The sequence below is a fragment of the Pseudoalteromonas sp. SR45-1 genome (genome assembly GCF_014163655.1).
GTDB classification, from domain to species: domain Bacteria; phylum Pseudomonadota; class Gammaproteobacteria; order Enterobacterales; family Alteromonadaceae; genus Pseudoalteromonas; species Pseudoalteromonas distincta.
This window is the reverse complement of the sequence record NZ_JACJDR010000003.1, coordinates 119,299-131,262: the sequence shown is the minus strand read 5'-3', so window position 1 is coordinate 131,262 and position 11,964 is coordinate 119,299. Positions and strand designations below refer to the sequence as shown.

10 protein-coding genes are annotated in these 11,964 nt (G+C 36.6%); 2 read left to right on the top strand and 8 right to left on the bottom strand.

The window, feature by feature from the left end; all coding sequences use genetic code 11:
• Window positions 1–177: 177 nt before the first annotated feature.
• From H5089_RS04760 to H5089_RS04750, 3 genes are all read right to left on the bottom strand, one after another.
• On the bottom strand, window positions 178–3,291 hold the full coding sequence (locus tag H5089_RS04760) for a pilus assembly protein (protein WP_182711599.1): 3,114 nt from the start codon (window positions 3,289–3,291) through the stop codon (window positions 178–180).
• 558 nt (window positions 3,292–3,849) lie between these two features.
• Window positions 3,850–4,260, bottom strand: coding sequence for a hypothetical protein (locus tag H5089_RS04755; protein WP_182711598.1), 411 nt, complete (start codon window positions 4,258–4,260; stop codon window positions 3,850–3,852).
• Window positions 4,261–4,773: 513 nt separating this feature from the next.
• Window positions 4,774–5,178, bottom strand: coding sequence for a hypothetical protein (locus H5089_RS04750; protein ID WP_182711597.1), 405 nt, complete (start codon window positions 5,176–5,178; stop codon window positions 4,774–4,776).
• Between the two features lie 379 nt (window positions 5,179–5,557).
• On the opposite strand from H5089_RS04750, the gene H5089_RS04745 reads away from it, so the two are divergent.
• Window positions 5,558–6,106, top strand: coding sequence for a hypothetical protein (locus H5089_RS04745; protein ID WP_182711596.1), 549 nt, complete (start codon window positions 5,558–5,560; stop codon window positions 6,104–6,106).
• A 104-nt stretch (window positions 6,107–6,210) separates the two neighbouring features.
• Here the strand turns inward: H5089_RS04745 and H5089_RS04740 are convergent, their stop codons facing one another.
• From H5089_RS04740 to H5089_RS04720, 5 genes are all read right to left on the bottom strand, one after another.
• Window positions 6,211–7,461: a sodium:proton antiporter gene (locus H5089_RS04740; RefSeq protein WP_024590868.1), complete on the bottom strand. Its 1,251-nt coding sequence runs from the start codon at window positions 7,459–7,461 to the stop codon at window positions 6,211–6,213.
• A gap of 269 nt (window positions 7,462–7,730) precedes the next feature.
• Window positions 7,731–8,150 (bottom strand): hypothetical protein, encoded by a 420-nt coding sequence (locus tag H5089_RS04735; protein WP_170070705.1) that lies wholly within the window; start codon window positions 8,148–8,150, stop codon window positions 7,731–7,733.
• Window positions 8,151–8,322: 172 nt separating this feature from the next.
• Window positions 8,323–8,532, bottom strand: coding sequence for a retron Se72 family effector protein (locus H5089_RS04730; RefSeq protein WP_182711595.1), 210 nt, complete (start codon window positions 8,530–8,532; stop codon window positions 8,323–8,325).
• Complete coding sequence (locus tag H5089_RS04725) at window positions 8,533–9,720, bottom strand: reverse transcriptase family protein (protein ID WP_182711594.1); 1,188 nt, start codon at window positions 9,718–9,720, stop codon at window positions 8,533–8,535. It abuts the gene before it with no gap.
• A gap of 37 nt (window positions 9,721–9,757) precedes the next feature.
• The gene (locus tag H5089_RS04720) at window positions 9,758–9,964 is read right to left on the bottom strand and encodes a hypothetical protein (protein ID WP_182711593.1); all 207 of its coding nucleotides are present in this window, start codon (window positions 9,962–9,964) and stop codon (window positions 9,758–9,760) included.
• Window positions 9,965–10,443: 479 nt separating this feature from the next.
• Between H5089_RS04720 and sbcB the strand changes: the two genes are divergently transcribed.
• A complete protein-coding gene (sbcB, locus tag H5089_RS04715; protein WP_182711592.1) occupies window positions 10,444–11,889 on the top strand; it encodes an exodeoxyribonuclease I in 1,446 nt (481 codons plus the stop codon).
• Window positions 11,890–11,964: the final 75 nt, after the last annotated feature.

The window sequence follows — 11,964 nt, the reverse complement described above, 5'->3', positions numbered from 1 at the left end:
AGGGCTTGAGTGATAGGCAGTATTTTGTAAATGAATGTGTATTATACATGGGTTGGTTTAGAGCCCTTCGAAAACTCTAAACCAATTATATAAGCAAACCGTTAGCATTTTTGATTCGCTCTTAAAATTGAAAAGCCACCTAACTAAGGTGGCTTATGTTTATTGCATTGTGTTTTTTTAAAGTGCCTGAGTATCGTTTTCTTCGCGTTTATAAATATATGTTTGTTGGGTTTTAAAGCCAAAACCAATTGGTTCAGCGCCATTTACTAGCTTAACTTTTCCACCTTCAACATTTAAATTTGGCCCAAGTATTTCAATAGCTTTTATCGGCTTATCAGAACCTTTAACCCCAGGGCCTATTAAATAAAACTGACTAACTTGCGTTACATCCGTTGCATCATCCCAATCGCACTTACCATTGGCATCACTATCTTCACACGAAGGTCCTTCTCCAAAAAATAGTTGTGGTGTATCTGGTACATCATTACTTGTTGCAAATTTCACATCGTCATAAACCTTCGTTCCGTAATGCAAATGAAAGGCATAAAGCGACCCACCGCCACCTGTTAACGAGCATTGGTTTTGAGTTGATGAGGAAGATGCGGGCGTAAAGGAAGTAAAGTAAGCAACCCCACCAACGACCGTAGCTGCAGCAAGGGACTTTTCACCTGTCCCTAATTCATATCGCCACCCTTTAAATTCAGCTAACTTAACTTCAAGATTAACAAACTTCTCAACGTCATCAAGTGCGTTACCAAATGGGTCTTCATTCATTTTCATTAAATCATCTGGCACTATTGGATCTGGAAATTCAGTAAATATTTTTGTTAAGGTGTTTTCATCACGGATCATATAAAGCTGATCTTGCTCATTAGTAGCAAGTGGGTTTGAGCGATTTCCGCTGCCTATCACAATTGCGTCGTACGGGGTGTCTAAACGAGTCGTGATCATTTCACCATCATAATTGGTCTTAGTAACTTTACTAAACAGCGTTCTAGCAACTAACGGTTTATAAAATAAACGTCTGTCTTGTGACGCTAATGTACTGCCAAGCTCCGCAAGTTTAAAGTGAGTAATCTCATCTTCATCATCGGTGGGAATATCTACACGCCAAATATTACCGCCAGTATCGGTTGCATAAATTCGGTCAATATACCCATCGTAATCTGAGTCAAGCGTAGTTACATCCGCTGCAATACTGTGCTCACCGGTAAAACCATGTTCATCTGGAGTGAGCGCCCATACCTTTTCGCCAGTTTTAGCATTAACAATGTAAATACCTAGCCCGGTTTCATCTGTTGTTCTAATCGCATTATCTTTGTTTGTATCGTAGCCTGCGCCAAATATCAGCAATGGATCCTCACCAAACGCTTTAATATACGCAATTTGGGGCTTAGACCATGTTTGTGCTAAATATTTAAATTCTTCAGAGCCACCAACAATTGGCTTATTCCATAATTTTTTAGGTTTATCTGGGTCACTTATATCCAGGCCGTAGTAATTTTTACCGCCTCGGCGCATGCCTGTAAATGCCCAAACTTCATCGCCCTCACTTGCTTTAACAACGCCATCATTTAAACCATCAGTGTTTAAACTTTTATTATTAAAGAACACACTTATAGGGCCATCCATGCCATACACTTTTGTATTTGCGAGATTACTCCGCAAAGCCGGAATGTTTTTTAATAAGGCTGCAGGTGTAAAAGCCCACCTTTCTTCAACAGTATCGCCTTTGTCTTCAAACATATGTAAAAAGCCGGCATTGGTACCAACAAGTATATGAATACTTCCATCGCCGTAATCTATAGATACCGGTTTTGAATGCAAAGGGTCGCCAAAAATATTGATTCGCTGATCGACTGATGAGTCATCTCCATCTTCATTATCAACATCAACTCCTCGTGCCCAGCTAATATCATCTTCCTCTAAAGTTAACCCAATATTAGGAATCAAATCAGGGGCAAGATCGGTAACTGTACTTGTCGCTAAATTTAAAATGGTTTGTACTTTATCAAAAGTAAAATCAATAATACTGCCCGTTTTATCTATGTAAATTTTACGGCTATCAGGGTCTAGGGTTGATAAAAGTAAATTTACGCCCCCCTGAGCCACTAAATTGCCGTCTGCAGGCTTATTAGTTGGCAGCCAAAAAGTTCGTGCTTTTTCATCAATCAACCCATTATTATCTAAAGCTATTTTATCAGTTGAATCTACAATATTTGCACCAGACACTTTAAGCTTTTTTAAATTCCCGCTCCAGCGTGCGCCTGTTTCTGGGTAAAACATCGCAAAATAAATTGACTCTCGGCTACGAGTTTGGTCAACATTGTTACTTGCTACCGTTGGAGATGAAAAACTATCGTTAACTTCGCGTATTTTCGATATTGTATTATTAAGCGCTTCAGAAAGTTCAGTTGATGTATCTGCATGTAAGTACTCGCCTCCTCCCAATAAAGCGGTTTTTTCTAATAGTTTTTTACCATTTGTACTCATGCCACTACCAAAACCGATAGTAAAAACTCGCCCAGTATCGGCAACTTCTGGCGTGGTGTCGTACAAGTCCACCTCAACATCTCTTGTACCATGTATTATCTGAGCTAAAGCGGCTAGATAGCTATTACTTGTTTTAGCAGGATTTGAGCCAAAAGTAGATTTGTATAAACCCTTTATAGAACTATCGCTTTCGTTATCACTTACGGGGTCGCCATCTGTCATTAAAATCAAATTAATAGAGTTATCACAGCGCTCATCGGCACCTATTACTTGTTTAAAAGGAGAGATATAAGAAGAACTACTTTGGCTATAATCAGTGGCAGTTTCAGCACTTAAGTCACGCTTGTAATCGCGGTTATAAATAGTTGAGCTATACCCATAATGTACTTTTTGGCCTGTTAAGTATAAGTAAGCTTCCCATAAAGTTTCTGTAACGGGCGTATGGCCATTCGCTGGCAAATTTTGTAGTTGAGTTTTTACAGAGGAATGCTCAGCTCCTAAACCAGCCATTACATACCCACCAGAGTAATAATTGAAACGCATTAACCCAAAATCAATAGTCGCGTTATCATCTACTAATTGCTTCATAGCGCTTTTTGCAGCAGTTAAACGTGTCTCATTTGGATAATCAATGTATGTTCCCATACTCCCTGAAGTATCAAAAATAATAAGTACGCGAGGGTTTTCGTCGGTTTCAACATTATGGTTTACGTATAGTTCTATATCTTCGGCAAATACAGAAAGGCTAATACCCACCCCGAATAACAAGGCAGCTATTTTTTTTAGTTTGAATTGCATTTTTAAATCCCTTTATTTGCGCTTTTTATTTTTATTGCGCAAGTTAATAACTACTCTATTCCGTGTTTAATTATTAGTAATGTAGAGGTGGGACTAAAAATTAAAACAAAGGTAATATCTAGCTATTTATCACAAAACAATGATTAGCATTCACGTGTCGTTAATACTATAAAATATATATCATTTCGATTTTTAAATAAAAACGGACTAAAGTCAAAGGTATTAGGTTTTATTATCAATTAAAAACAACCACTTAAATAAAATAATCCCGTTTTACTGCACAGTTAAGTCACGTCAAAAAATAATATTTTTACCTATGTTTCTATATTTATAGACCTATGCTTTAGGTAACAAGTACTTACTACTATAAATTAGTAAAACAAAGCTTTAAAAATCACTCTTAAAAGCACTATTATTCAGTAAAACTGCTTTATTAAAAAGAGTGTATTTAATAGGTAACTATGGTTATGCAAGCATACAAAAAAAGCCCATATTAGGTGCTACCTAATATGGGCTTTTATACTCTCGCTAAATTATAAGCGCTTTATGCAAGCATTCTTATAAAGATAACTCTTTTTTAGCGCGAGTTAAGTTATGTGTTACAAGTGAGTTTTTAGAAATTTGAACCGCTTCATATAAATCAGAAATACCAGCAGTGTCTTTTTGAGCCTTAATACGCGCTACACCACGGTTACTTAATGCAAACGATGTAAGTTCACGTACTTTTAAACGCGGACCATGGCTTTGCTTAAGTAATGCAATTGCTTGTGTACAAATAGCTTCTGCTTCTTCGTAGTTTCTTGATTCAACATTTAAAGCACAGCTATTAAATGATTTTTCAAATGCAGGTGCTGCAGTTACAGAGTCTTCAATAACCATTAATTTATAATCACCTTGGTTAGCCATTGCAGCAGCTGAGCAAGTTAATAATGAGCCAAGAGCGATGGTTTTTAAAAGTGTAAATTTCATGATTATATTCCTAATTAGTTAAGTCGTACTTGTTGCCGACAACTTAACTTTAGAGTGTTAGCTCAATTACCACAAACGATAAAAACAAACCTAATAAGTGAATAAATCTAACCTATAGACTTTAGTCTAACACCTGTAAAAATACTTATTAATTACAACCAGTTAAAACCATGCAAATCACTGAACAATAAATAACAGAATACAGTTTTATTATTTTTTAATAATACCAATTCGCTTAATTAAGTGATCTATTTTGAGGATGAAAAAACGTGTTGATAGCTAGGCAAAACATTCGCTATTTGGTTGTTCTAAATGAGAATTTTTTAAAGCAGGTAGCGACACGTTTAGCCCCGCAAAATGATTAAGTATTATTGCGGATTGGTATAACACAATACAAAGTTAATAAGCACGAAAAAGCCGATGTTGGGGTTTAACCCAACATCGGCTTTTTTACTCTCGCTATTTTATATTATGCTTTAGTAAGCACTTTATAAAACACGTTATAAAGGTTTTTTATAACGATAATTCCTCTTTAGCGCGAGTTAAGTTGTGCGATACCATCGTGCTGTTAGACAATTTTGATGCTTCGTATAAATCAGCAAGTGCAGCAGTGTCGTTATGCGCTTTTAAACGTGCAACACCACGGTTGCTTAATGCGAATGACGTAAGTTGACGTACTTTAAATTTAGGGCCATCTGCGTCTTTTAAAAGTGCGATTGCTTTAGTACAAATTTCTTCCGCTTGCGCATAATTTTTTGACTTAACATTCAGTGCGCAGCTATTAAATGATTGCTCAAGTGGCTGTGGCGCTGTTGCAGTTTCAATAACCATTAATTTGTAATCACTTGCATCAGCCATTGCAGCAGCTGAACATGTTAATAGTGAGCTAAGAGCGATAGTTTTGATAAGTGTTTTCATGGTTATATTCCTGATTAGTTAAGCCGTGCTTGTTGCCGACAACTGAACTTTAGAGAATTAACACAAGCCCGACAAACGATTAAAACAAACCTAATAAGTGAAGAAAATTAACCTATAGACCTTAGTCTAATACGTTTGAACTTTTTCTATATATTTAAATAGCTTACGCATCATCGTACGTGCCTAAAATCGCTACTTTACGTTTTAAAATGTATATAATTATTTATGCATTTTTTTAGTTGGTTTTATTTTAAACACCTTACTTTGGCATAGCTGACTAACATTCAAACAAATTTATACATTTAATTACATGCAATACTAAGTTATGTATTTATAATTGCAGCTCTGGTAACTTTTCATCATTAATGGGTTAACTTTTTTGAAACACACACTTTCTCTTTTTATTTTATTAAGCACGCTTTTATCATTTAGCCAAAATGCTAACGCAAGGCTTTTGCTCGGTAACAACATGCCTAACACCGGTATGTTTATAAAATCAGAATTTAATGGCGATAGCAGCATTACATCTGCGGGTGTAGAAATGATGGTTAAGCAAAATTACAGTAACTTTGGTGTTGTTTTTACAAGCGCAATTGGCGCGGCAGTAATCGATAATAAACAAGGCGAGCAAGAAGAATTTATAACGTGGGACAACGGAATGAAGCTTGGTTATTTCAATGACTTTTTTATATACGCCGAGCTTGGCTTAGATCTGTTCGAACTCGCCTTTAAAAACGATAGAGGCGATAACACCTACCAAATAGAAAAATCGAACAACGACATAGACGGCTACGCAGGTATAGGATCGGGTTATCATTTTAAGCCATTTAAAATAGAAGTATTTACCCGAGCACGCCAAATAGATGGCGACTACTGGGAAGCACAAGAACATATTTACAGCGGTGTGCAGCTCAGCTTTACGTTTTAATTGCCCTTTTGTTTTATAAGAAAAATAAAAAGCGTGTGAAATACAGCTATTTCACACGCTTTTTAAAAATTACATTTAACAGGTTTAGTCTAACCAATTTATATTTAACGGATAGTTTTGGCTACTTTACCAATACTCAAACCCTGAATTAAAATAGAAAAAACCACAACCGCATAAGTGAGAGCTAATAAAATATCGCGCTCGTTCCCATCAGGTAGTTGCAATACCAGTGCAACCGAAATACCACCACGCAAGCCACCCCAGGTTAAAACTTTCCATGCGCCAGATGGCAACTCTAATTGCTTATTAAATGTAGTGGTTGTTATACCCACAACGATTAAACGTGCGAGTAACGCTATTAAAATTGTTAAGCCACCAGCAATAAATAAATTACTCGAAAATGCAATCATGACGACCTCAAGCCCTATGAGTACAAATAAAATGGCATTTAAAATTTCGTCAATCAGCTCCCAAAATAAATCAACGTAATGGCGTGTTTTGTCGCTCATAGCCATACTACGACCATGATTGCCCACCATTAGTCCCATCATTACCATTGCAAGTGGGCCCGACAAATGCCAATGGCTTGCAAGTGCATAACCACCAATAACGCCCGCTAAAGTAAGTAGTACTTCTTCTTGGTAACTATCAATACTTTTGAGTAAGTAATATAAAATACCACCTAATACCAAACCAAAAACAATACCGCCACCGGCTTCAACCGCCAGCGTGTGCGCTACATAATAAGTTGTAGGAATATCACCACTTGATAAAACACCCAATAAAAGCACAAAAATGACCACGCCTATACCGTCGTTAAACAGCGATTCACCCGCAATCACGGTTTCAATACTTTTAGGCGCACCCGCAGATTGTAAAATACCCATTACCGCAATCGGATCGGTTGGCGAAATTAATGCACCAAACAGTAAACACCAAATAAACGCTAAATCAAAACCAAGCAAAGGTAGTACTAAATAAAGCGCCCCAGCAATAATAACCGTAGATAGCAACGTACCAACACAGGCCAAAATACCTATTGGTAATTTATAGCGTCTTAAATCGCTAACATTTACATGCAGCGCCCCTGCAAAAAGCAGCATAGAGAGCATGCCATCAAGCAAAACTTCAGTAAAATCTAACTGATCGAGCAAGCTCACTTCGTAATCTATAAGATCATCAAACCCTAAAAAGCCCAAAAATATAGCGCCGATAGATAAAAGCATCGAAATAACCATAACGCCAATGGTTGTTGGCAACCCAATAAAGCGATGGTTTACATAGGTGAGTAACGCGGTAATTGATAAAAATATCGCACTTATTTCAAGTACGCTTAGGCTGGTTCCTGGTGCCATGGTTTAAATCTCAATATTTATTTAATGATGCCTTGCTCAAAACAAGCAAAGCAGAAAGGTTATTATTTTTTATACGGTTATCTCGTATTATATTCGTGTAGCCTAAACAAGCATACCCAAAATAGTAATTATAAATACACACCCTACTCAATTAACGTATTTAAAGTATTAACTCACGCGTTAAATAAAACAAAAAAGCCCATGTTAGGAATTAACCTAACATGGGCTTTTTTACTCTCGCTATTTTATATCATACTTTTTTAAGTATTTTATAAAGCGCTTATCAAAGATAAGTCTTCTTTAGCGCGAGTTAAGTTATGCGATACCATTGCACTTTTAGACATTTCATTTGCTTCGTATAAATCAGCAAGGCCAGCAGTGTCGTTATTCGCTTTTAAACGTGCAACACCACGGTTGCTTAATGCAAACGATGTAAGTTGGCGTACTTTAAATTTAGGGCCATCTGCGTCTTTTAAAAGTGCGATTGCTTTAGTACAAATTGCTTCAGCTTCAGCGTAATTTTTTGACTTAACATTCAGTGCGCAGCTATTAAATGATTGCTCAAGTGGCTGTGGCGCTGTTGCAGTTTCAATAACCATTAATTTGTAATCACTTTGATCAGCCATTGCAGCAGCTGAACATGTAAGTAGTGAGCTAAGAGCGATAGTTTTGATAAGAGTAAGTTTCATGATTATTGTCCTGTTAAGTTAGTCGTACTTGTTGCCGACAACTAAACTTTAGAGAATTAACACAAAACCGACAAACGATTAAAACAAACCTAACAAGTGAATAAATCTAACCTATAGACTTTAGTCTAACACTTAGTTACCTATTAACTATATCCAGGCGATAAGAAACTGCTCATTTGATTTTTATACTTGTGGCTCTTGGGCCTTTTGAAGTATCAATTATACTAAAATTTAATCTCATACCTACTAATACGGAATCTATATCAAAACCATCTTCAAGGTCATCAATTGAGAAAAATACATCTTTACCTTTTTCCCTTCTTATAAATCCAAAACCTTTAAAGTCATTGAATGCATTTATATATCCTTGTTCTTTTGACATTTATTTTTCCCAAAAATCTTTAACCGATGGAACTAGACTATAATGCTCTTTTAATTTATTTCTCAAATTTCTAGCTAACAAAGTTTTAGTTCTTGTTAAAATTCCTAAATGATAAATTATAATATTATACCGTTTGATCACTCCCCATTTTAGGTGCTCACTTTGAGGAACTTTTAAAGCAGCATTTGACCTTTTAACAAGTTTAGCCTCCTCGTATTCATCATACTCGGGGAGTACTTCAGATAATCGCGAACGATAGTCTGAAGCTTGTGTATTACCTAACCGCCCTAATCTTGTAACTAATCCTGAGGTTTTATTCCACAATGAATGATATTCTTTACTTGTCTTGTCATTTCTACCGATTTTTTCGCAATTAAAAACTAATTGCCTAATATATTTTCGTTCTTTTTTGGGTATGTTGGGCAAGCGACTTCTAACACATAGCCCTGTCACCTCAAAATCTTTATGCATCTCAGTGCGATCTGTGATTTTAGTTTTACTAGATTTTAACCTAAGATTTTTCTTCTTAAGCATTGCAGCAACATCTTTAATTGCTTTTTCTCGAACTTTATTATCAATAGCCGTTTTAGATGAAATTGTAATGTCGTCAAGTAATCTTGTATATCTTAAACCTCGACCTCTAAGTGAACTAAATAAACGATATTCATTGTTATAAAAAACTAAATTAGCTAAGTAACTTGAAGTACACCCACCTTGAGGTAAGCAACCTCTATATGTCGTAATCACAGTTAAAATATCAACAACATCATCACTAAATCGAAAAAAATTTTTAAATATATCTCTTACAGTATCTACTTTAATGTTGGGATAAAAATCTTTTACATCAAGATTGATTAATGTTTTGCTTCGTCCATGAATTTCTGCATTTTCTACATAATCACGTTTGCAAGATGCTGTAGCTTTTAATCCACCCTGTAAATACTCCGGGAATTTGATATTTTCAAAAATTCTTGAGTTAATTCGTTTTTGGAGTTTTTTTAATTCAAATTTTGGGTCGAAAACGCTTCGGACTTTACCCGTACTAGAGTTTGGTTTAAGTGTGTGAGGGGTGTATGACTCTTCAATTTTTTTTGAGATACTCTGTAATTTACTAGTGTGTATACCAAGAGTTTTAGCAAGAACTTCTATTGAACCAATAGGCTTGCATGGGTATAAAGGCTTATCCATAAGGTACCAAAATAAAGTGAAAAAGAGAGATCAGCTATTAAATCATTTTAGAGATTGCATCCAAGATTACTGGTGCGACACTTAATAATCGAACAACCAAAGGGAAATAGTCTAAAACTAGTCCTAGTTTACCCTTTAGGCCCTGGTCATTTTGCTGTTCAGATTTATCAACATTTACTAAAATATTAATATCTGTGTTTTCATTTTTGTTCGTGTAAATAATGTGTAGTTTTAACTTATACATTTTTTGTTCCTTATTAGTTTTGACTTAATTGTCTGCCAGACCAATAAAAACGTTTACAGAAATCTTAATAATGACCTTTGGGCCGACCTCTCTAATCAATGCCAGACAACCGTCGCTTATTTTGGTGTCCTTTTGTAGCTAAAACAGCTGCAGGTCAAAAGGAACCTAAGTGCGCGGAGGCGGGTCAAGAATCAATGGTAATTTACTATTGATTCGCTCGTTAGAGCGTCGTTTTTCTGTTTAATACACGATAGAAAACAAAGCAAATGGGCGATTAGCACCCACGAACCTATATTAGTACACCTTGATTACTTATGTAAACAGTTTTTATTATTTCATTACTAAAAAGCACTAAACACCTCATTTATCACCCAAACCTATAAACTCCTTCGCCCATATGCCATAATCTAAATAATTCATTATTTTAGTAACTTGGCGCGTATTTAGGCGCTTTTAAGTTAACTACTCAGGGTTTTCAAATGGCATATCAAGAGCAAAATCAAGCAACAATCTATTGGCACGACTACGAGACGTGGGGGGCGAGCCCTCAAAAGGATAAGCCGAGCCAATTTGCGGGTATTCGTACCGATCTTGATTTAAATATAATTGGTGAGCCGCTTATTGAATATTGTAAGCCGCAAGCGGATTACTTACCTCACCCTGAGGCGTGTTTAATTACAGGTATTACGCCACAAGTGGCGATGAAAAAAGGCTTAGTTGAAGCTGAGTTTATAGCAAAAATTCATGCCGAATTTAGTGTGCCAAACACCTGTGTTGCCGGTTATAACAGTATTCGGTTTGATGACGAAGTAAGCCGTTATAGCTTTTACCGTAATTTTTACGACCCATACGAGCATGAATACAAAAATAACAATAGCCGCTGGGATATTATTGATTTAGTACGTGCTTGTTATGCACTGCGCCCTGAAGGCATTGAGTGGCCGTTAAAAGAAGATGGCAGCCCAAGCTTTAAGCTAGAGCATTTAACGGTAGCTAATGGTATTGAACACGCCGCAGCGCATGATGCGCTAAGCGATGTAACCGCCACTATTGCACTGGCTAAACTAATAAAAGAAAAACAACCAAAGCTGTATAACTTCTTTTTTGGTTTGCGTAATAAAAAAGCCCTTGCTGAATTGGTTGATGTATTTAACATGACGCCGCTAGTGCATACCACGTCGCGCATACCTGCAACACAAGGCTGTACAAGCTGGGTTGCACCAATGAGCTTTCATCCGGTTAATAAAAACGCGGTTATTTGTTTTGATTTAACCCAAAACCCGCAAGTACTCATTGATTTAAACGTAGAAGAGTTACGCAAACGCTTATACACCAAACGTGTAGATTTAGCCGAGGACGATTTACCTGTTGGCTTAAAACTAGTGCATTTAAACAAGTGCCCTATTTTAGCCCCAGCTAAAACCTTATTACCTGAAAACGCAGCTCGTTTAGGCATTGACCGCGAGCAGTGCTTAGCTAACTTAGCTATTTTAAAAGCCAATACCGACCTTCGCGATAAAGTAACGGAAGTGTTTAACGAACAAGGCGATTACAGCGCAACCACTAACGTTGACTACTTACTTTACGCTGGGTTTACAAGCCATGCCGATAAAGCTAAGTTTGCGATTATTCGTGATGCAAAACCAGATGAATTAGCAGGGTTGAAGTTAGACTTTGAAGATAAAAAGTTTAATACGTTGTTGTTTAGATACCGCGCTCGTAACTGGCCTGAAACGTTAAACCAGCAAGAGCTTGACCAATGGCGCCAGTATTGCCAAAACAAGTTAATGCACGGGGAAGATCAACCGTCGATTAACGCACAAGACTTTATGATCACCCTTGAAAACTTAGCGCATGAACATGACGACAGCGAAAAAAATCTTACAATTTTAAAGGCGCTATATAATTACGCTCAAAGCATGTAATTTGGTGTAGACGCGCTTATACAACGCATATAAAAACGCGACGCTATAGTAATTTAAGCGTCGCGTTTTTTGTTT

Coding starts and splice junctions, on each gene's coding strand:
- H5089_RS04760 (WP_182711599.1), bottom strand. CDS start 3,291: ATGCAATTCAAACTAAAAAAAATAGCTGCCTTGTTATTCGGGGTGGGT.
- H5089_RS04755 (WP_182711598.1), bottom strand. CDS start 4,260: ATGAAATTTACACTTTTAAAAACCATCGCTCTTGGCTCATTATTAACT.
- H5089_RS04750 (WP_182711597.1), bottom strand. CDS start 5,178: ATGAAAACACTTATCAAAACTATCGCTCTTAGCTCACTATTAACATGT.
- H5089_RS04740 (WP_024590868.1), bottom strand. CDS start 7,461: ATGGCACCAGGAACCAGCCTAAGCGTACTTGAAATAAGTGCGATATTT.
- H5089_RS04735 (WP_170070705.1), bottom strand. CDS start 8,150: ATGAAACTTACTCTTATCAAAACTATCGCTCTTAGCTCACTACTTACA.
- H5089_RS04730 (WP_182711595.1), bottom strand. CDS start 8,532: ATGTCAAAAGAACAAGGATATATAAATGCATTCAATGACTTTAAAGGT.
- H5089_RS04725 (WP_182711594.1), bottom strand. CDS start 9,720: ATGGATAAGCCTTTATACCCATGCAAGCCTATTGGTTCAATAGAAGTT.
- H5089_RS04720 (WP_182711593.1), bottom strand. CDS start 9,964: ATGTATAAGTTAAAACTACACATTATTTACACGAACAAAAATGAAAAC.
- sbcB (WP_182711592.1), top strand. CDS start 10,444: ATGGCATATCAAGAGCAAAATCAAGCAACAATCTATTGGCACGACTAC.